Source organism: Candidatus Symbiopectobacterium sp. NZEC127, from assembly GCF_025962675.1.
In the GTDB taxonomy this organism is placed as follows: Bacteria; Pseudomonadota; Gammaproteobacteria; order Enterobacterales; family Enterobacteriaceae; genus Symbiopectobacterium.
This window is the reverse complement of sequence record NZ_JAGFPG010000003.1, coordinates 512,690-533,022: the sequence shown is the minus strand read 5'-3', so window position 1 is coordinate 533,022 and position 20,333 is coordinate 512,690. Positions and strand designations below refer to the sequence as shown.

Here is a 20,333-nt window from a genome sequence, read left to right as displayed (position 1 = left end):
TTTAAGCCCGTAGGCTTTACGATAAAGTCCTGTGAGTGCCCACACAGATTGTCTGATTAATTGTTAAAGAGCGTTGCGACGCGGCTTGCAGCCTGCTGTCGCGAGGTGGCGTATACTACGCTTTCCTCTTTCAGAGTCAACGATTATTTTCATTTGAAAGTGAATCGTTTTTCTCTTGCTAACCTCGACTTGAATCGCTTCGTGTCGTGTCAACGGAGGCGCATTATAGGGATCCCAGTAATTTACACAACCCCTTTTTTCATCTTTTTTTCTGTTTGTTCAAATTCCACTCACGAAGCCCGATTTTACTCACTTGCGCTGTTCTATAACGCGCGGCAAATCGGCCAGGCTATCAATCACAACATCAGCCAGCGCTTCGCCTTGCTCGGTGATCGGCTTGCCGCTGCGCACCAGTACTTTTGTTCCAACGCCCGCCGCAATGGCTGCCTGCATATCTTCTGTCTTATCGCCTACCATATAAGAAGCAGCCATATCGATATTAAGGAAACTCTGCGCTGAGAGAAACATGCCCGGCTTGGGTTTACGGCAGTCACACTCCTGGCGGTATTCCCCTTGCCCCTCTTCTGCGTGATGCGGACAGAAATAGATGCCGTCCAAATCGACTCCGCGATCGGCCAGCGACCAATCCATCCACTCGGTCAGGTGCATGAACTCATCTTCACTGAACATGCCGCGCGCAATACCGGATTGGTTAGTCACCAGCACCAGCGCAAATCCTTTCTTCTTTAGTTCACTCATCGCGTCGATAACGCCATCAATAAACTCAAACTGATCGATCTCATGAACGTAACCGTGATCGACATTAATCGTGCCGTCGCGATCGAGAAAAACGGCTGGAATGGGTTGTGCCACTGCTATGTGCTCCTGATGGCGTTATTTGCGCGCTAGTATCGCATGTTTTTGTCCTTTGCGAGAATGCGTCATAACGACAAAGTAAATTGACTTAGACGTCTAGACGCCCTAACATCCGTACAATATTCTGCATACAGCAGACGTTGATCTATCCCACGATAGGCACTTACGATAAATAAAGATGATTAAACTTTCTAACATTACAAAAATTTTCCAGCAGAAAGGCCGGACCATCACAGCACTGGACAATGTCAGTCTGTATGTCCCTGCAGGGCAAATCTATGGGGTTATCGGCGCATCCGGTGCTGGTAAAAGTACGCTGATCCGCTGCGTCAATCTGCTGGAGCGCCCGACCCACGGCGAGGTGTTGGTCGGTGACCAGGATTTGATGGCACTGTCCGAAGCGCAGTTGACCAAGGCACGCCGCCAGATTGGCATGATCTTCCAGCACTTTAATCTTTTGGCGTCACGTACCGTGTTTGGGAACGTGGCCCTGCCTCTTGAGCTGGACACTACGCCGAAAAACGAAATTACCCGCCGCGTCAATGAACTGCTCGAACTGGTGGGTTTATCAGATAAGCACGATGCTTACCCGGCAAATCTGTCCGGCGGGCAAAAGCAGCGCGTTGCGATTGCTCGCGCGTTGGCCAGCAATCCCAAGGTGCTACTGTGTGACGAGGCCACCAGCGCGCTCGATCCGGCCACTACGCGTTCCATTCTCGAATTGCTCAAAGACATTAATCGCCGTTTAGGGATAACCATCCTGTTGATCACCCATGAAATGGATGTGGTAAAACGCATCTGCGATCAGGTGGCTGTTATCAGCGGCGGTCAATTGATTGAGCAGGACACGGTCAGCGAAGTGTTCTCTCACCCTAAAACACCTCTGGCACAAACCTTCATTCAGTCTACGTTGCATCTGGATATCCCCGAGGATTATCAGGCCCGGCTCATCGCCGCACCGCACAACGACCAGAACACCCCGCTGCTACGGCTGGAGTTTACCGGTCAATCCGTTGATGCGCCGTTACTTTCAACCATCGCGCGCCGCTTTAGCGTGAATAACAATATCATCAGTGCGCAGATGGATTACGCCGGTGGCGTTAAATTCGGCATCATGTTGGCCGAAATGCACGGCGAAGAGCAGGACACGGTGGCCGCCATCGCGTTTTTACAGGAACACCATGTGAAAGTTGAGGTGCTGGGCTATGTCTGAAGCAATGATGTGGTTGATGGCGAAAGGCGTTTGGGAAACCGTCGTGATGACATTTGTTTCCGGCTTCTTTGGCTTTGTATTGGGATTGCCGGTTGGCGTGATGCTTTATATTACCCGTCCGGGTCAGATCGTTGCCAACCCGCCGCTGTATCGCACACTGTCCGCGTTGGTGAACATTTTCCGTTCTATTCCGTTCATTATTTTGCTGGTGTGGATGATTCCGTTCACACGCGCCATCGTCGGCACCTCCATCGGGCTGAAGGCAGCGATTGTGCCATTGACCGTAGGCGCAGCGCCGTTTATCGCGCGTATGGTTGAAAACGCCCTGCTGGAAATTTCCAGCGGATTGATCGAGGCGGCGCGCGCCATGGGCGCCACGCCGTTACAGATCATTCGTAAGATTCTGCTGCCAGAAGCACTTCCCGGTCTTATCAATGCCGCCACCATCACACTTATCACCCTGGTAGGCTATTCTGCAATGGGGGGCGCAGTCGGTGCCGGTGGGTTAGGTCAAATTGGTTATCAGTATGGATACATTGGTTATAACGCGACAGTCATGAATACGGTATTAATATTACTGGTTGTTCTGGTCTACCTGATCCAATTCGTAGGCGATCGCACGGTACGGGCAGTGACTCATAAATAAGTTTTACTACACGTCGGACTATGCCGCAGATGGCAAGCCGCAAAACGTTAAATATGCAGAGGTTAAGGAAATGACAATCAAATTTAAAACCGTCGCCGCACTGGGTACGTTACTGGGTGCACTGGCGCTGGCAGGCTGCGGACAAGAAGAAAAAGACCCGAACCACATCAAAGTCGGTGTTATTGTGGGTGCTGAGCAGCAAGTTGCTGAAGTTGCGCAGAAAGTGGCTAAAGATAAATATGGCCTGACCGTGGAACTGGTGAGCTTCAACGATTATGTACTGCCGAACGAAGCGCTGAGCAAAGGGGATATTGACCTGAATGCCTTCCAGCACAAGCCTTATCTGGACCAACAGATCAAAGACCGTGGCTACAAACTGGTTGCTGTTGGCAATAGTTTTGTCTATCCGATCGCTGGCTATTCTAAAAAAATCAAATCATTAGACGAGCTGCAAAACGGGGCGCAAATCGCACTGCCTAACGATCCGACCAACCTGGGCCGTTCCCTGCTGCTGCTGCAAAAACAGGGTTTGATCAAACTGAAAGATAACGTTGGCCTGCTGCCGACCGTGCTGGACGTGGTTGAAAACCCGAAAAACCTGAAACTGGTCGAGTTGGAAGCACCGCAACTGCCGCGCTCTCTGGATGACGATCAAATCGCTCTGGCTATCATCAACACCACCTATGCCAGCCAGATTAATCTGACGCCGACCAAAGACGGTCTGTTCGTGGAAGAAAAAGACTCTCCGTACGTCAACCTGATTGTGTCGCGTGAAGACAACAAAGACGCGGCTAACGTGAAGAAATTCGTTCAGGCTTACCAGTCAGACGAAGTTTATGAAGCGGCCAACAAGATTTTCAACGGCGGCGCGGTGAAAGGCTGGTAATATCACCCGATACGCGAGTGACAATTTTTTCAAGACGGGCCTCGGTGCCCGTCTTGTTATTTGTGTCGTAGCTTGCTTCAATAAGCGCACATCAAAAGAAGAATAGTAGAGAGGAAATGCTATGCGTGCTATACCGCTCGTGTTTTTAGCGCTGTCATTAACAGGATGTTCCCTGCTGCAACCCAAAACGGCACCCGCACCGCAGCCGGTTGTCGAACCGGCTGTCGAAGCCCCGGCCAAAGCAAAACCGGTACAGCGCCCGGCGACCGCCGTGCTGTATAACAATGCGGAAGAGTTGGTGGGTAAACCGTTCCGCGATATGGGTGAAGTGTCCGGCTCCGTGTGCCAGGCCAGCGTGCAAGATACGCCAGCTACCGTCGCCAATGCCCGCCGCCGTATGCAAACGCGTGCAACAGCGATGCGCGCCAATGCGGTTCTGGTGCATAACTGTCAGGTTGTCAGCGGCGTTGCTGGCTGCTACCGGCAGGCCATTTGTGAAGGCACTGCACTGAAAATTTCTTCTCAATAAAGCCGGGCAATGACCACCTATCACTTCGATCAGATTGGCGTTATCCGTTCGCCTTATAAAGAAAAATTCGCCGTGCCGCGGCAACCCGGCCTGATTGAAGATGGCGACGGAGAACTGCATCTTCTGCCGCCCTACCACCAGCCAGAAGCGGTTCGTGGGCTGGAAGCGTTCAGCCATATCTGGGTATTGTTTGTCTTTCACCACACCATGGAACAAGGCTGGCGGCCTACAGTACGCCCTCCCCGCTTGGGCGGGAATGCGCGTATGGGGGTTTTCGCCACACGTTCCACGTTTCGCCCGAATCCCATCGGCATGTCGCTGGTCAAACTCAAAGGGATAAAGGCCACAGGCGACGGCGTGATCTTGCAATTAGGCAGTCTCGATCTGGTCGATGGCACGCCGGTGGTTGATATCAAACCCTATTTGCCCTTTGCCGAGAGCGTGCCTGATGCCATCGGCGGCTTCGCGCAACAGGCACCCGACACCGCGATGCCCGTGTATTTCTCACCGCTGGCAGAGCAACAGTTGGTGCAACATCAATCCACTTATCCGCACCTGCGCCGTTTTATTACTCAGGTACTGAATCAGGATCCACGTCCGGCGTATCGCAAGGGTGAGGCCTCGCGTGATTACGCCGCCCTGCTGCTGGAATTCAACGTGCGCTGGCGCGTAACGGCCATGCAGACCGAAGTGCTCAGCCTTGAGCCAGCGCCGCGCTAAGCGAACATTGAATCGTTATTCATGACCTGCGCGCCATAAAATTCACGCCGCACACTGTTGACGAAGGAAAGTCACTGTTACACTAAGCCACTTTACCGTGTTTAAGGGCCTACACGGCCCTTTGCATCTCGTTTTAGGGCACATCGGTGCCCATTACTTTGCGTTCTGACGGAACTAAAACACCATGCGTACTAGCCAATATCTGCTCTCCACCCTGAAGGAGACGCCTGCCGACGCGGAAGTCATCAGCCATCAGTTGATGCTGCGCGCTGGGATGATCCGCAAGCTGGCCTCCGGGTTATACACCTGGTTGCCGACCGGCTACCGGGTTCTGAAGAAAGTCGAAAACATCGTGCGTGAAGAGATGAACAACGCCGGTGCTATCGAGATCTCCATGCCCGTGGTACAACCCGCCGATCTGTGGCAGGAGAGCGGCCGCTGGGAACAGTACGGCCCGGAATTGCTGCGCTTTGTCGATCGCGGTGAACGCCCGTTTGTTCTCGGCCCGACGCATGAAGAAGTGATTACCGATCTGGTGCGCAACGAGCTGAGCTCTTATAAGCAGTTGCCGCTGAATCTGTTCCAGATCCAGACCAAATTTCGCGATGAAGTGCGTCCGCGTTTCGGCGTGATGCGTTCACGCGAATTCATCATGAAAGACGCCTACTCGTTCCACACGTCGCAGGAATCGTTGCAGGTCACCTATGACGCAATGTACGACGCCTACAGCCGTGCATTTAGCCGCATGGGATTGAACTTCCGCGCGGTTCAGGCGGACACCGGCTCCATCGGTGGCAGCGCATCACACGAATTCCAGGTGCTGGCACAGAGCGGCGAAGACGACATCGTTTTCTCTACCGACTCCGAGTACGCTGCCAATATCGAATTTGCCGAAGCCGTTGCGCCCACGCTGGGCCGTGCCGAAGCCAAAGAAGAGATGCGTTTGGTTGATACGCCTAACGCCAAAACCATCGCCGAGCTGGTTGAGCAGTTTAACCTGCCGATCGAAAAAACCGTCAAAACGCTGCTGGTAAAAGCGACGGAAGAGAGCGGTCACAAACTGATTGCCCTGCTGGTGCGCGGCGATCATGAGCTGAATGAAGTGAAAGCGGAGAAACTGGAGCAGGTTGCCAGCCCGCTGACCTTTGCAACCGAGGCAGAGATTCGCGACATCGTTAGCGCGGGCCCGGGTTCATTAGGTCCGGTCAATATGCCGATACCGGTGATTGTCGATCGCACCGTCGCGGCAATGAGCGATTTCGGCGCTGGGGCAAACCAGGACGGCAAACACTTCTTTGGCATTAACTGGGAACGTGACGTTGCACTGCCGCAAGTGGCAGATATCCGTAACGTGGTCGAAGGCGATGCCAGCCCGGACGGGAAAGGCACCCTGTTAATCAAACGCGGCATTGAAGTGGGTCACATCTTCCAACTGGGCACCAAGTACTCTCAGGCGCTGCAAGCCAGCGTACAAGGTGAAGATGGCCGTAACCAGATCCTGACCATGGGCTGCTACGGTATCGGGGTGACGCGCGTGGTGGCTGCTGCCATCGAACAGAATCACGACGATCGCGGCATTATCTGGCATGACGCCATCGCTCCCTTCCAGGTGGCGATCCTGCCGATGAACATGCACAAATCGTTCCGCGTGAAAGAGCTGGCAGAAGACATTTATCAGCAGCTGCGCGCCAAAGGCATCGACGTTCTGCTCGACGATCGTAAAGAGCGCCCGGGTGTGATGTTTGCGGACATGGAGTTGATCGGCGTGCCACACACTATCGTCATTGGCGATCGCAATCTGGATAACGACGAGATCGAATATAAATATCGTCGTGACGGCGAGAAAAAGATGATCAAGGTTGGCGAGATCGTGGATTTTTTGTCGGCCAATACCGTTCGTTAATACGCAGAACTACAGCATAAAAAAGAGGGGGGGTTTTGCCCCACCTCTTTTATTTGACCTTAACATGCAAATACGGCGATCGCTTCTGCTTCGTTATTCACGGAACAGCTCTTCAATATCCAGCCCCTGTACTTGCAAAATTTCACGCAAACGACGCAGCCCTTCCACCTGGATTTGGCGCACGCGTTCACGGGTTAAGCCAATTTCACGACCAACATCTTCAAGCGTTGCCGCTTCATATCCCAGCAGCCCAAAACGACGAGCCAGCACTTCACGCTGTTTAGCGTTCAGTTCGAACAACCATTTAACGATATTTTGTTTCATATCGTTGTCTTGCGTGGTGTCTTCTGGTCCGTTGTTTTTTTCATCCGCCAGAATATCCAGCAGCGCTTTATCAGAGTCCCCACCCAATGGCGTATCGACCGATGTAATACGCTCGTTCAAGCGCAACATACGATTGACGTCATCAACAGGTTTGTCGAGCTGCTCGGCAATCTCTTCCGCACTGGGCTCGTGATCCAGCTTATGCGAAAGCTCACGCGCGGTACGCAGATAAACGTTCAATTCTTTAACGATGTGGATCGGCAGACGAATGGTACGGGTTTGGTTCATGATAGCCCGTTCAATCGTTTGGCGAATCCACCATGTGGCATAGGTTGAAAAGCGGAAACCCCTTTCAGGATCGAACTTCTCAACCGCACGGATCAAACCAAGATTACCTTCTTCGATGAGATCCAACAGCGCCAAACCGCGATTGTTGTAGCGACGGGCGATTTTCACCACCAGACGCAGGTTACTTTCAATCATGCGGCGTCGCGATGAAACATCACCGCGCAGCGCTCTTCGGGCAAAAAATACTTCTTCTTCTGCGGTCAGAAGCGGAGAGTAACCGATCTCGCCCAAATAAAGTTGGGTGGCATCCAGCACACGCTGGGCTGCACTTTGGGATAACAATTCATCATCGGATGCCTCATTATCCCCCGCCTCTTCCTCCGCTAGCGCCTTTTCGTCAAAAACATCAAGTCCATTTTCCTCGAACTCGGCATCATCATGTAACTCGTTAACTTTCAGCGTGCTTTGGCTCATAAGTGGCTCCTACCCGTGATCCCTTGGCAGAATACCGAAATACTCTGCCCGATTTATCGCTGCGGAAGGTAACGCAGCGGGTTTACGGATTTCCCCTTGTAACGAATTTCAAAATGCAAGCGTACTGAACTGGTTCCGGTGCTACCCATGGTAGCGATCTGTTGACCCGCCTTGACCTCTTGTTGTTCCCGGACCAGCATAGTGTCATTATGGGCATAGGCGCTCAGGTAATCATCGTCGTGTTTGATGATGATTAGATTACCGTACCCGCGTAAAGCGTTGCCCGCATAAACGACGCGCCCTGAAGCGGTCGCCATGATCGGTTGCCCACGAGTGCCAGCGATATCAATCCCTTTGTTTCCCCCCTCCGACGCGGAGAAACTATCTATGACTTTCCCCTCAGTGGGCCAACGCCAGCTGCCGACAGCAGGAGCACTGCTTTCAACAGCCGCGGGGGCAGTCACAGGAGCCGTCACTGCAGCTCCGGTGGAAGGCAACATCTTACCTACATTCTGTTTACCCGAATTTCCAGAATACGCATTAGTTGACTGAGAATCAACCTGCGTTGTTTGAATTTGCGTCATTGACGGCGGCTGAGGCACACCACCACGCGTGGCATCGGAAGGTGTCAGCATACCACCACCGCTGCTGCTGGTACCGCCTGCCAACATGCGTCCGCCTCCGGTCGATCCGTTGCTCACGGGTGCGGAGGAACCATCACTCACTTGCAGCACCTGCCCAACGTTCAGGCTATAAGGCTCAGCGACACTGTTGCGCTGGGCCAGCTCGCGATAATCACTGCCGGTTATCCAGGCGATGTAGAACAACGTATCACCGCGTTTTACCGTATAGGTGCTGCCGCCATAGCTGCCTTTAGGAATGGCGTTATAGCTACGGTTGTAGACCATACGCCCATCGCGCGTGGTGATCGGCGCATCGCCGGAAGATGATATGTTCGAAGGCGCAGTCGCAAGCATTCCACCGCGGCTGCTGCTGTTGCCCTGACCGCCTACGCTGCTGATTGGGGCGGGTTTGCTGTCGTTATTGGAACATCCCGCCAACCCCAGAATAATTGCCGTGCACGCCGCCATCTGACGCAGTGTTCTCGTTTGGCTTCCCATGCGCCTTGCTCCCCTATAACCGTAACACTCACTCAATACTTTAATCAGACCACTCGCGGCCTGCCCTGTCATCAACGCATTGGCATCCGCTCAATGCTAGCAATATCAACATGTTCTCACTATGACAGGGTTGTATTGAAATAAGTTCTATTGAAATAAATCGTAAATGACTGATACCCGTAAACATGCTTGCAAAGGTATCAGGCCAGTTCGCCTTTGACCAGTGGAACAAATTTGACCGTTTCAATGGTATTAACCACAAATTCTCCACCGCGGCGTTGTATGCGCTGCAACGTCTGCGACTGCTCTCCCACCGGGAGCACCATAATGCCCCCTTCATCCAATTGCGCTATCAGCGCATTCGGAATTTCAGGTGCCGCCGCCGTTACAATAATGGCATCAAACGGGCCGCGTGATGGCCAGCCTTGCCAGCCATCGCCGTGCCGGGTGGCGACATTGTGCAGATCCAACTGCTTTAGGCGCCGTTTAGCCTGCCATTGCAGCCCTTTGATACGCTCAACGGAAAAAACCTGCTTTACCAAATGCGCCAAAATTGCCGTTTGGTAACCGGAACCGGTGCCAATTTCGAGCACGCGGGAGGCGGGCGTCAATTGCAACAGGTCCGTCATACGAGCAACCATATAAGGCTGAGAGATGGTTTGACCGGAGCCTATTGGCAGCGCGGTATTTTCATAAGCCTTATGCTCAAAGGCTTCGTCGACAAAACGCTCACGCGGCACAGCCTCGATAGCCTTAAGCAATCGCTCGTCATGAATGCCTTGCTGACGCAACAGTGTCAGCATCGTTTGCATGTGCTTGTTCACCCTATCCCGTCAGCCTCAGTCGTGATTAACGTCTTCATGCCTTTACTCTATAACGGCAATACCTTGCCGTGAGTTCGCATCCTTACTGCATCGGTGCTGCATCGCTACTACCTCAGACACGCATCAGACACAGCATCTCAATCAGCGATATCCATCTGCTCAAGCGGCGTGATGAGCTCACGCACTACGCTGGTGGCAAAACTGCCTGCCGGCAGCCAGAAATCCAGCGTAACCGAGCCATCATCCAGCCAGGACCAGCACATCTGCTGCGGATACAGCAGCGCGGCACGGCGCGCAACGTCCACGCGTTCACGACGCAGCAGTCCAAGCAGCGTCTCTTGCCCTGCCAGACAACCCTGTTCAAACGCCAACGCGGCACCCTGAGTACCAGGGTCACCGTCGCCGGGCAGCGGGGCCGTCACGCACAGCTCACGCTGATCAACGCGCGTTTGCAGTGCCGTCACTTCGTCTTCATTGGCGACAAACCAACTGCCGCGCCCGGCCAGTTGCAGCGCGTCGCCCGCCAAGACCTGCGTTGCCAAGCCCTGGCTCAACCGTTGGCTCACGATAAGATTGAACAGCGCGCTGCGACTGGCCGACAGATAGAAGCTGCGTTTGCTGCGCTCGCTGACGCGAATCTCGTCTCTGGCCCAACGTGCCGCCTGAATCAGATTGTTACCGCCGCGACCAAAGCGCTGGCTGCCAAAATAGTTCGGCACACCCTGTTCGGCGATCGCCGCTAGCCGCGCTTCGACGGCGGCGCGATCGCTGATATTACGCAGCGTCAGCGTAAACTGATTGCCGCGCAACGCACCAATACGCAGTTTGCGCCGATGGCGGGCACTGCTAAGAATTTCACACCCTTCAAGCATAAAGGCTGAAAAATCGGGCAGCGCTTTGCCCGGCAGATGCAGGCAAAACCACTGCTCGGTTACCGCATGCCGGTCTTTCAAGCCCGCATAACTCACGGCACGCGCGGGAATGCGGGCGAATTTCGCCAACGCCTCCGCCACAAACGCGGTGTTGCAGCCACGTTTACGTACCTGTACCAGCAGATGTTCACCATCGCCATCCGGTGCAAAACCCAGATCTTCCACCACGCGGAAATCATCGGCAGTTGCTTTGAGCGTCCCTGTCGCCTGCGGCTCACCATGCAGCCAGAACAGGCTTTCCATGTTGAGCGTAGCGGGTTCTTGCTGCATTACCATGCGACCACTTCGCTCCGTTCATCTTTCACCAACAGCGCCACCGCCTCACAGGCGATCCCTTCTCCACGTCCGGTAAACCCGAGCTGTTCGGTGGTGGTAGCTTTTACGTTGACGTCATCCATATGGCAGTGAAGATCTTCTGCCAGATTCACCCGCATTTGCGGAATGTGCGGGGCCATTTTTGGCGCTTGTGCGATGATGGTGACATCCAGATTGCCCAGCCGATAGCCTTTTTCTTGTATCCGCTGCCACGCCTGACGCAACAGTTCGCGGCTATCCGCGCCTTTGTAGGCAGGATCGGTGTCGGGAAACAGTTTACCAATATCGCCCAGCGCTGCGGCTCCCAGCAGTGCATCGGTTACCGCATGCAGCAACACATCCCCATCAGAATGCGCCAACAATCCCTGAGGGTAAGGAATACGAACCCCGCCGATCACCAATGGGCCTTCGCCGCCCAGTTTGTGGACATCAAAACCGTGACCAATACGCATGGGGTTATTCTCCTTAATTTCGAATGGTTGTGAAACGCTAGACTGGCGAAGGGCACATCACACGTTTGGCGGTGCCAATCGAGCCAGATAGAACTCGGCCAGCGCCAAATCCTCAGGACGCGTCACTTTAATATTATCAGCGCGCCCGGCAACAATCTGTGGATGATAGCCGCAATACTCCAGTGCCGATGCTTCATCGGTCACGACAGCGCCTTGTTGTAACGCGCGCTCCAGGCAATCTTGCAATAATAACCGTGGAAACAGTTGCGGCGTCAAGGCGTGCCATAAATCGCGGCGATCAACCGTGTGATCAATCGTCTCACCCCGGCTGCGCTTCATGGTATCCCGCACCGGTGCAGCAAGAATGCCGCCCACGTCGCAGTGCCGGATAAGCTGTAGCAGGCTGTCGAGATCCTGAAGATGCAAGCAGGGACGCGCGGCGTCATGCACCAGCACCCAGGGCGCCTCACTGACCGCACGCAAACCGGCCAGCACCGAATCAGCCCGCTGTTTGCCGCCGAAGACCACGCTGATGCGCGGGTCCTGTGCCAGCGGCAAGGCGGCAAAGCGCCAGTCGTCAGGGCTGATAACCACCACGGCACGCTGAATGTGCGGATGCTGAAACAGCGCAGCCAGCGTGTGTTCCAGCAATGTTTTACCATGGAGGGTGAGATATTGTTTCGGGCAGTCGCACTCCATTCTGCTGCCGTTTCCGGCCGCGGGCAGAACGGCGACAACCTCAGGTAAGGAGACCAACGGTTCAGACATGGGTTAACGTGACGTCATAGGGTTAGAAGGCGACAGGGAGCTGGACGCGCCAGAATTCGCCGATGAAGACGCTGTTGCCGCACGGCGACCGGATTGATCCGGCACCAGACGATAGAAGTTCTCACCCGGCTTGATCATGCCCAGTTCATTGCGCGCGCGCTCTTCAATGGCTTCTTGTCCACCGTTGAGATCGTCGATTTCCGCAAACAGCTGTTCGTTTCGGGCTTTGAGCTTACCGTTGTTGCCCTGTTGGACAGCCACGTCGTCTTTAACCCGAACATAGTCATGAATGCCATTTTTACCCAGCCACAGCGAATATTGCAGCCAACCGAGCAAAATCAATAATAACAGCGTTAGCTTTCCCATCCCGCCCCCTGAAAAACCGCCTAATCATCCCATAACTTTGCCTTCGACTCCATATTATCAGGGCGGATTAGCACACAGAGGCGCTTTCAACGCCACAAAGATCCCAATAATCAGGATAGCTATTCATTTGCATTTTACCGGCAATACGCGGTGATCAATCCACAATGGCAGAGAGCCAGCGGGATTTTTACCCGCGAATAAGTTGAACCTTTATGTCGACCTGTGTATTTTTATGAAAATAAAATGCATAAAACAGATGATTCATCTGCCACACTTTGATCCAGGAGATAACATGTTCAAACCCTTTTTGTTCGCTGGCACGCTGTTCGCGGCGGCGTTTTCCACTTCTATTGCTGCGGCAGAACAAACCTATGTGGTGGGTGCTGGCGGTACATATCGTCCTTTTGAATTTGAAAACGCGCAGAAAGAGCTGGAAGGATTTGATATCGACATCATTAAAGCGATCGCCAACGCGGAAAATTTCTCCATCAAACTGGTCAACACGCCGTGGGAAGGGATCTTCGCTACGCTGAATTCCGGCGATCGCGATATCATTATTTCCGGGATCACCATTACAGACAAACGTAAACAAATGGTCGATTTCTCTTCTCCTTACTTCCCGGCGGAGCAGTCTATCGTGACGCCTAAAGACTCCAGCATTGGCGCAATTGCTGATTTGAAAGACCATAAGGTCGGTGTAGTGAACTCCAGCACCGGCGACGTGGTGGTTTCAGACGTGCTGGGCAAGAACAACTCGGCGATCAAGCGTTTTGACAACACGCCGCTGATGTTGCAAGAGCTTTATGAAGACGGTATCGGTGCCGCCGTCGGTGATGTCGGTGTGATCAAGTTCTATATCAAAACCCACCCGGAGAAGCAGTTTAAACTGGTGTCCGATGCGAAATTTCAGCGTCAATACTTTGGCATCGCCGTTGCTAAAGGCAACGAGGCACTGTTGGGTAAGATCAACGCTGGCCTGAAAAAGATTGTTGCCAATGGCACCTATGCGCAAATCTATCAGAAATGGTTTGATAACGACGTTCCTGCCCTGCCTGCTCAGTAAACCGCGGTTTGCACGCTGACTCGGCGTGCCTTGCTTTCAAGGCCTCTGTCACGACGCGATTCAATCACGCGTAAGTGACAGAGGCGCTCTATCACCTCGCCTATGACACCAAAAAGGACCGCACGCGATGGGATTTCGTTGGGAAATCATTCAGGAATATGCCCCGCTGTTTATGGAAGGGGCCTGGATGACAATAAAATGTACGCTTATCTGCGTTATTTTGGGGACCTGCTGGGGACTGACGCTCGGGTTAGGCCGACTGGCGCAAGCACCGCACGGCCCTTGGAAATGGATATTGCACTATGGCGTACAGTGGCCTGTGCGTATTTATGTCAGTGCGTTGCGCGGTACGCCGCTTTTCGTTCAGATTATGGTGGTGCATTTTGCACTGATCCCATTACTCATTAACCCGCGCGATGGTTTATTCGTCAGTGGCGGCCTGATGTCGTCGGATTTCGCACGCATGCTACGTGCCGACTACGGTGCTTTCCTATCGTGCATCGTGGCAATCACCCTGAATGCCGGTGCCTATGTGTCCGAAATTTTCCGTGCCGGCATCCAATCTATTGACCGTGGGCAGATGGAAGCGTCGCGTTCACTGGGCATGAGCTACGGCCGTACCATGCGCAAGGTCATTCTTCCTCAGGCATTTCGTCGTATGCTGCCGCCGCTCGGTAACAATGCGATTGCCATCGTCAAAGACTCATCACTCGCTTCTGCGATTGGACTGGCCGATCTGGCCTACGCGGCGCGTACGGTGTCGGGTGCCTATGCCACCTATTGGGAACCCTATTTGACCATTTCCCTGGTTTATTGGGTCATCACCTTCCTGCTCTCGGTTCTGGTGCGGCAGATGGAAATAAGGTTAAGCAAAAGTGATTCACGTTAATAATTTGCAAAAACATTTTGGTGATACGCAGGTACTGCGCGGTATCAGTTGCGCTATCGCACCGCAGGAAGTGATCTGCATGATAGGCCCTTCCGGTTCGGGAAAAAGCACGTTCCTGCGCTGTTTGAATGCGCTGGAAACGCCAACCGGTGGCGAAATCACCGTCAACGGATTTGCGTTGCATAACCCCAAGACCGATCTCAACCGGTTACGTGAAAGCGTTGGTATGGTATTTCAGCGTTTTAATCTGTTTCCGCACATGACGGTGCTGGAAAACATGATTATGGCCCCCATGGACGTGAAAAAGCTTTCACGCGCTCAGGCGGTTGAACGCGCCCACCGCTTGTTGGACAAAGTGGGTCTGCTGGATAAAGTGGATGCCTGGCCCAATAGCCTTTCTGGCGGGCAACAACAGCGAGTAGCTATCGCCCGCGCATTGGCGATGGAACCGGCCATTATGCTGTTTGATGAACCCACATCGGCGCTTGATCCAGAGCTGGTAGGCGAAGTGCTGTCAGTCATGAAAACGCTGGCAACGGAGGGAATGACCATGGTTATCGTGACTCACGAAATGGCATTTGCCCGTGAAGTCGCAGACCGAATCATCTTTATCGATCAGGGAATCATTCAAGAAGAGGGAGAGCCGGAAGCGCTGTTTACTGCACCGACCAATCCGCGAACCCAAGCATTTCTCAGTAAAGTGCTCTAACACCGCAGTGGCGTGCGCGATGCGCCCGCCGCTCCTCACCACCCGGTGATCAGTGAAAACACCAGCCAAAACAGACAGACAATCACTGCGCCGCTGGACAACACCATCAGCGTCATATTGCCTTTGAAAATCACACTGAAAAACACGCCGATTAGCACCGAGGCAGGCATCAGCGCCAGAAAGAATGGCCAGGTGTAGAGCATAAAAAACAGCGTGGTGTTCGAGCCATAGACCCAAATCGGCACCACAAACGCCAACCAGTAGAAAGAAAAACCGGCGATGGCGCCCATAAACGGGTAGGTGCGTTCGTCTTCACGCACCCGTAGCCGCTTACTTACCGATAACTGCGTTACATTCTGCATAGTCTACCCTGTAACACTCCGCCCCACCGCGAAAGGCGGTGACACCTGACAGAGCCAATCAGACTTTGATAATAGCTCGACTGTGCAGTAGATCTAATAACTGATCGGTCAAATTTGTTACCAATTGTTCGCCTTCCAAGCGCAGATCGGGCGCGTGTGGCGGCTCATACACGGCATCGATACCGGTAAAATTGGTCAGCGTGCCGGCACGTGCTTTCTTATACAATCCTTTAGGATCGCGCGCTTCACATACGGCCAACGGTGTATCGACAAACACTTCGATAAACTTTCCTTCCGGCAGCGATTCGCGCACCATCTGGCGTTCCGCACGGTGGGGAGAAATAAACGCCGTCAACACGACCAGCCCAGCATCCACCATCAGACTGGCTACTTCGCCCACGCGGCGAATATTCTCACGCCGATCGGCATCGGAAAAGCCCAGATCGCGGCACAGCCCGTGGCGAACATTGTCGCCATCAAGCAGATAGGTGCTAACGCAGAGTTGGTGCAAGCGCTGTTCCAGTTGCCCGGCCAGAGTGGACTTTCCCGACCCTGACAGGCCGGTGAACCAGATAACGGCCCCTTGATGGCGGTGCAATCGCTCCCGATCGCGACGTGCCACCGGGTGATCGTGCCAGACAATGTTGTCATCACGACTGTTGTCATCACGAATATTGTCATCACGAATGTTATCGCCACGATTGCCATCAATAGCCTGATGCTTCTCTTGTGGGGGCAGCGTCATGCTACTTTCCTCCCAGCAGATCGCGTGCACCCCAATGCGGGAAGTGACGGCGCACCAGCGCATTCAACTCCAGCTCAAACGCACTGAAGGCAGACGGTTCCTGCGTCACCTGCACCATCGGCTCGCGTACCAGCCCGGCACCGACAGTCACGTTACTCAGCCGGTCGATAAAGATCATACCGCCCGTGGTGGCATTCTGCTGATAGGACTCGAGCAGCAGCGGTTCATCAAAGGTCAAATCCACCAGGCCGATGCCGTTTAACGGTAAATTTTCGCTGACGCGCTGCGTCAGCGAATTGATCTCGACCTGATACTGAATATTGTCTACCCGCGCACGGGTTTTCTTGCCCGCAATCTTGATGTCATAACTGTGCCCCGGCACCAACGGCTGCTCCGCCATCCACACCACATCGACCTGCGCATGCTGTACTGCGCGCAGTTCATCCGCCTCCGGCACCAACAGATCGCCACGGCTGATATCCACTTCATCGGCCAGCACCAGCGTGATGGCTTCTCCCGCGTGTGCCTGTTGCAAATCACCATCAAAGGTCACGATGCGGGCCACGGAGGAGGTCACACCGGACGGCAACACCCTCACGCGCTGTCCGACCTGCACCACGCCGGACGCCAGCGTTCCGGCATAACCGCGAAAATCCAGGTTGGGCCGATTCACATACTGCACCGGAAAACGCATTGGCTGCGTATCGCTCTGGCGCGTAACGTCGACCGTTTCCAACACGTCGAGCAGCGTCGGGCCGCTGTACCACGGCATGGTGGTGCTCGGCGTCGCCACGTTATCCCCATCCAGCGCGGAGATAGGTACGAAGGTCACCTGCAACGATGCCGGTAGCTGCTGAGCAAAATCGAGGTAATCCTGCTTGAACTGCTCAAATACCGATTGCTGATACTCCACCAGATCCATTTTGTTCACCGCCACCACCAGATGGCGAATGCCGAGCAGCGTGGCAATAAAACTATGGCGGCGGGTTTGATCCAGCACGCCTTTGCGCGCATCGATCAACAGGATCGCCAAATCGCAGGTCGAGGCCCCGGTCGCCATGTTACGGGTGTACTGCTCATGGCCGGGGGTATCGGCAATAATAAATTTACGCCGTTCCGTGGAGAAATAGCGGTAGGCGACATCGATGGTAATGCCCTGCTCACGCTCGGCCTGCAAGCCATCCACCAGCAGCGCCAGATCCAGCTTCTCACCCTGCGTGCCTAACCGTTTGCTGTCGTTGTGTAACGTGGAAAGCTGGTCTTCGTAAATCTGACGGGTGTCATGCAACAAACGGCCAATCAAGGTACTTTTGCCGTCATCCACGCTGCCGCAGGTCAGAAAGCGCAGTAAACTTTTGTGCTGCTGCGCGTGCAAATAGGCTTCTACTCCGCCCTGATCGGCAATCTGTTGTGCAATGCTTTGGTTCATTTGACGATTCCTTAAAAATACCCTTGACGCTTTTTCAGTTCCATCGAGCCGGCCTGATCCCGGTCAATGACGCGCCCTTGCCGTTCGCTGGTGGTCGAGATCAGCATCTCTTCAATGATTTCCGGCAGCGTCTGTGCGTGCGATTCCACCGCGCCGGTCAACGGCCAACAGCCGAGGGTACGGAAGCGCACCATACGCTGTTCGACAACCTCACCCGGTTGCAGATCGATACGATCGTCATCCACCATCAGCAACATGCCATCACGCTCCAGCACCGGACGCGGGGCGGCCAGATAGAGCGGCACAATGTCGATATTTTCCAGGTAGATGTATTGCCAGATATCCAGTTCCGTCCAGTTGGAGAGCGGGAACACGCGAATGCTTTCCCCCTTGTTAATCTGGCCGTTGTAGTTATGCCACAGCTCCGGACGCTGGTTTTTCGGGTCCCAGCGGTGAAATCGATCGCGGAAAGAATAGATACGCTCTTTGGCGCGAGATTTCTCTTCATCACGTCGCGCACCGCCGAACGCGGCATCAAAGCCGTATTTATCCAGCGCTTGCTTTAACCCTTCGGTTTTCATGATATCGGTATGCTTGGCGCTGCCGTGCACAAACGGGTTAATCCCCAACGCTTCGCCCTGGGGGTTACGGTGCACCAGCAGTTCGCAGCCATAGGCTTTGGCAGTGCGATCGCGGAAGGTGTACATCTCGCGAAACTTCCACCCGGTATCCACATGCAGCAGCGGAAACGGCAAGGTGCCCGGATAGAACGCCTTGCGCGCCAGATGCAGCATGACGGAAGAATCTTTGCCAATGGAGTACATCATCACCGGATTACTGAATTCTGCCGCCACTTCGCGAATAATATGTATGCTTTCCGCTTCAAGCTGTCGCAGGTGCGTCAGTCGTTTCTCGTCCATAACCCTTCCTCAAGCCAAATTCACGAGCGCAGAACGTCCGGTTTGCCCGGCCTCCTGCGTCTGTAGACCAAACCAGGCGAGCTGATGGTGCAGTGCAACCACCTCGCCAATCACCAATAGCGCTGGCGTCGGAGCCTGATGCGCCAAGGTCTCCAACTGTGCCAACGAGCCAATGTTCACGGACTGATCCGCTCGCGTGCCGCGGCTAATCACCGCCACCGGCGTATCCGGTGCACGCCCATGGGCGATCAGTTGCTGGCTGATTTCCGCCGCTTTCACCGTGCCCATATAGATGGCGAGCGTCTGACGCCCGCGCGCCAGCGTGGACCAATCGAGCGCTTCACCATCCGGGCGACAGTGCCCGGTAATAAACAGCACGCTTTGTGCGTAATCGCGGTGGGTCAGCGGGATACCGGCATAGGCGGTAACGCCCGCAGCCGCCGTGATCCCCGGTACGATTTGGAAAGGAATGCCCGCTTTTGCCAGGTATTGCACTTCCTCACCGCCGCGTCCAAAGATGAACGGATCGCCCCCTTTCAGGCGCACCACACGTTTACCGCTCGATGCCAGCGTAAACAGCAGGCGGTTAATCTCCCCCTGTGGCAATGAGTGCGCGGAGGCGCGCTTGCCGACACAGATTTTCTCGGCATCGCGGCGCACCAGTTCCAGCACTTCCGGGCTCACCAGATGGTCATACAGCACCACGTCCGCCAGTTGAATCAGTTGTAAACCACGCAGGGTCAACAAACCGGCATCCCCCGGCCCGGCCCCCACCAGCGCCACATCCCCCTGCACCCGTTGCGGTTGATCCAACTGCTGGCGCAGGGTTTCTTCTGCCACCGTTTGTTGCCCGGCGGCAATCTGGTCGGCAAAAGGGCTATTAAACAACCGCTCCCAAAACTGACGACGCGCACGCATCGAATGAAACCGCTGTTTGACGCGATCGCGCCATTCTCCGGCCACCCGGGCCATATCGCCCAAACTGGCAGGCAGCAACGCCTCCAGCTTCTCGCGCAGTAAACGCGCCAAAACCGGCGCTTGTCCGCCAGACGAAATCGCCACCACTAACGGCGAGCGATCGACAATAGACGGGAAAATAAACGAGCATTTGGGCTGGTCGTCCACCACGTTAACCAGGCGATAGCGCTGCTGCGCCGCTTCAGACACCGCTGCGTTCAACGCCACATCATCGGTGGCGGCGATCACCAGAAAAACTTTATCCACCTGCTCTGGGGAGAATTCCTGCGCCAGCCAGTGCAACTGACCGGCGTTATGTTTTGCCACTAGCGGCTCTGCCAAGGATTTGGCCACCACATGCACGTCGGCGCCCGCACGCAATAACAATTCAATCTTGCGCGTTGCTACCTCACCACCGCCGACCACCAACACTACACGCTGCTTCACGTCAGCGAACAAAGGGAGATAGTTCACAATCGCCTTAACAAAGTTAAAAATTTGATAAGTAGACTATACGGTGCTGTAGGAAGGGTTATGAAATGCCGAATTGGAATGATAAGTTCCGTAATGGAATAACAGCGGAGCAAGAATCGCAGCGTAACGCTTATCGATTGATTTTACT

General features: G+C 54.3%; 22 protein-coding genes. 9 read left to right on the top strand and 13 right to left on the bottom strand.

Features of this window, described 5'->3' with window-relative positions:
• Nucleotides 1-309: 309 nt before the first annotated feature.
• The gene (gmhB, locus tag J5069_RS15765) at nt 310-873 is read right to left on the bottom strand and encodes a D-glycero-beta-D-manno-heptose 1,7-bisphosphate 7-phosphatase (protein WP_264644761.1); all 564 of its coding nucleotides are present in this window, start codon (nt 871-873) and stop codon (nt 310-312) included.
• Between the two features lie 181 nt (nt 874-1,054).
• Here gmhB and metN point away from each other — a divergent pair, with 181 nt between their 5' ends.
• From metN to proS, 6 genes are all read left to right on the top strand, one after another.
• The gene (metN, locus tag J5069_RS15760) at nt 1,055-2,089 is read left to right on the top strand and encodes a methionine ABC transporter ATP-binding protein MetN (RefSeq protein ID WP_264644760.1); all 1,035 of its coding nucleotides are present in this window, start codon (nt 1,055-1,057) and stop codon (nt 2,087-2,089) included.
• Nucleotides 2,082-2,735 carry a methionine ABC transporter permease MetI gene (locus J5069_RS15755; protein WP_195316266.1) on the top strand — a complete coding sequence of 218 codons (654 nt, stop codon included), beginning with the start codon at nt 2,082-2,084 and terminating at the stop codon, nt 2,733-2,735. Before metN ends, J5069_RS15755 begins: the two co-directional genes overlap by 8 nt.
• A 70-nt stretch (nt 2,736-2,805) precedes the next feature.
• Nucleotides 2,806-3,621, top strand: a complete 816-nt coding sequence (locus J5069_RS15750) for a MetQ/NlpA family lipoprotein (protein ID WP_222158007.1) — start codon at nt 2,806-2,808, stop codon at nt 3,619-3,621.
• Nucleotides 3,622-3,742: 121 nt separating this feature from the next.
• On the top strand, nt 3,743-4,150 hold the full coding sequence (rcsF, locus tag J5069_RS15745) for an Rcs stress response system protein RcsF (RefSeq protein ID WP_264644759.1): 408 nt from the start codon (nt 3,743-3,745) through the stop codon (nt 4,148-4,150).
• Nucleotides 4,151-4,159: 9 nt separating this feature from the next.
• A complete protein-coding gene (gene tsaA, locus J5069_RS15740) occupies nt 4,160-4,870 on the top strand; it encodes a tRNA (N6-threonylcarbamoyladenosine(37)-N6)-methyltransferase TrmO (protein WP_264644758.1) in 711 nt (236 codons plus the stop codon).
• 184 nt (nt 4,871-5,054) lie between these two features.
• Nucleotides 5,055-6,773 (top strand): proline--tRNA ligase, encoded by a 1,719-nt coding sequence (proS, locus tag J5069_RS15735; RefSeq protein WP_264644757.1) that lies wholly within the window; start codon nt 5,055-5,057, stop codon nt 6,771-6,773.
• Between the two features lie 93 nt (nt 6,774-6,866).
• Here proS and rpoS read toward each other — a convergent pair whose 3' ends face one another.
• The 7 genes from rpoS to ftsB form a co-directional block, all read right to left on the bottom strand.
• Nucleotides 6,867-7,859 carry an RNA polymerase sigma factor RpoS gene (gene rpoS, locus J5069_RS15730; protein ID WP_264626106.1) on the bottom strand — a complete coding sequence of 331 codons (993 nt, stop codon included), beginning with the start codon at nt 7,857-7,859 and terminating at the stop codon, nt 6,867-6,869.
• A 53-nt stretch (nt 7,860-7,912) separates the two neighbouring features.
• On the bottom strand, nt 7,913-8,980 hold the full coding sequence (gene nlpD / locus J5069_RS15725; protein WP_264644756.1) for a murein hydrolase activator NlpD: 1,068 nt from the start codon (nt 8,978-8,980) through the stop codon (nt 7,913-7,915).
• 200 nt (nt 8,981-9,180) lie between these two features.
• The gene (locus tag J5069_RS15720; protein WP_264644755.1) at nt 9,181-9,792 is read right to left on the bottom strand and encodes a protein-L-isoaspartate(D-aspartate) O-methyltransferase; all 612 of its coding nucleotides are present in this window, start codon (nt 9,790-9,792) and stop codon (nt 9,181-9,183) included.
• A 149-nt stretch (nt 9,793-9,941) separates the two neighbouring features.
• The gene (truD, locus tag J5069_RS15715) at nt 9,942-11,006 is read right to left on the bottom strand and encodes a tRNA pseudouridine(13) synthase TruD (protein WP_264644784.1); all 1,065 of its coding nucleotides are present in this window, start codon (nt 11,004-11,006) and stop codon (nt 9,942-9,944) included.
• Nucleotides 11,006-11,503 carry a 2-C-methyl-D-erythritol 2,4-cyclodiphosphate synthase gene (gene ispF, locus J5069_RS15710; RefSeq protein WP_222158014.1) on the bottom strand — a complete coding sequence of 166 codons (498 nt, stop codon included), beginning with the start codon at nt 11,501-11,503 and terminating at the stop codon, nt 11,006-11,008. The genes truD and ispF overlap by 1 nt, the downstream gene beginning before the upstream one ends.
• Before the next feature lie 57 nt (nt 11,504-11,560).
• Nucleotides 11,561-12,271, bottom strand: coding sequence for a 2-C-methyl-D-erythritol 4-phosphate cytidylyltransferase (gene ispD / locus J5069_RS15705; RefSeq protein ID WP_264644754.1), 711 nt, complete (start codon nt 12,269-12,271; stop codon nt 11,561-11,563).
• A 3-nt stretch (nt 12,272-12,274) separates the two neighbouring features.
• Nucleotides 12,275-12,637: a cell division protein FtsB gene (ftsB, locus tag J5069_RS15700; protein WP_264644753.1), complete on the bottom strand. Its 363-nt coding sequence runs from the start codon at nt 12,635-12,637 to the stop codon at nt 12,275-12,277.
• A 292-nt stretch (nt 12,638-12,929) separates the two neighbouring features.
• On the opposite strand from ftsB, the gene J5069_RS15695 reads away from it, so the two are divergent.
• The 3 genes from J5069_RS15695 to J5069_RS15685 all read left to right on the top strand — a co-directional run bounded on the left by J5069_RS15695 (nt 12,930) and on the right by J5069_RS15685 (nt 15,298).
• Nucleotides 12,930-13,700 carry a basic amino acid ABC transporter substrate-binding protein gene (locus J5069_RS15695; protein ID WP_264644752.1) on the top strand — a complete coding sequence of 257 codons (771 nt, stop codon included), beginning with the start codon at nt 12,930-12,932 and terminating at the stop codon, nt 13,698-13,700.
• A gap of 127 nt (nt 13,701-13,827) precedes the next feature.
• Nucleotides 13,828-14,589 (top strand): amino acid ABC transporter permease, encoded by a 762-nt coding sequence (locus tag J5069_RS15690; RefSeq protein WP_264644751.1) that lies wholly within the window; start codon nt 13,828-13,830, stop codon nt 14,587-14,589.
• Complete coding sequence (locus J5069_RS15685) at nt 14,576-15,298, top strand: amino acid ABC transporter ATP-binding protein (protein ID WP_264644750.1); 723 nt, start codon at nt 14,576-14,578, stop codon at nt 15,296-15,298. Before J5069_RS15690 ends, J5069_RS15685 begins: the two co-directional genes overlap by 14 nt.
• A 35-nt stretch (nt 15,299-15,333) precedes the next feature.
• On the opposite strand, the gene J5069_RS15680 is transcribed toward J5069_RS15685, so the two are convergent.
• Genes J5069_RS15680 through cysG form a run of 5 tightly spaced genes read right to left on the bottom strand, consistent with a single transcriptional unit; the run spans nt 15,334 to nt 20,185 of the window.
• Complete coding sequence (locus J5069_RS15680; protein ID WP_264644749.1) at nt 15,334-15,660, bottom strand: DUF3561 family protein; 327 nt, start codon at nt 15,658-15,660, stop codon at nt 15,334-15,336.
• Nucleotides 15,661-15,718: 58 nt separating this feature from the next.
• Nucleotides 15,719-16,468, bottom strand: coding sequence for an adenylyl-sulfate kinase (gene cysC / locus J5069_RS15675; RefSeq protein WP_319801682.1), 750 nt, complete (start codon nt 16,466-16,468; stop codon nt 15,719-15,721).
• The gene (gene cysN, locus J5069_RS15670) at nt 16,407-17,834 is read right to left on the bottom strand and encodes a sulfate adenylyltransferase subunit CysN (RefSeq protein ID WP_264644747.1); all 1,428 of its coding nucleotides are present in this window, start codon (nt 17,832-17,834) and stop codon (nt 16,407-16,409) included. Before cysN ends, cysC begins: the two co-directional genes overlap by 62 nt.
• 11 nt (nt 17,835-17,845) lie before the next feature.
• Nucleotides 17,846-18,754 carry a sulfate adenylyltransferase subunit CysD gene (gene cysD / locus J5069_RS15665; protein WP_195316280.1) on the bottom strand — a complete coding sequence of 303 codons (909 nt, stop codon included), beginning with the start codon at nt 18,752-18,754 and terminating at the stop codon, nt 17,846-17,848.
• Between the two features lie 9 nt (nt 18,755-18,763).
• Nucleotides 18,764-20,185, bottom strand: a complete 1,422-nt coding sequence (gene cysG, locus J5069_RS15660) for a siroheme synthase CysG (protein WP_264644746.1) — start codon at nt 20,183-20,185, stop codon at nt 18,764-18,766.
• Between the last annotated feature and the right edge of the window lie 148 nt (nt 20,186-20,333).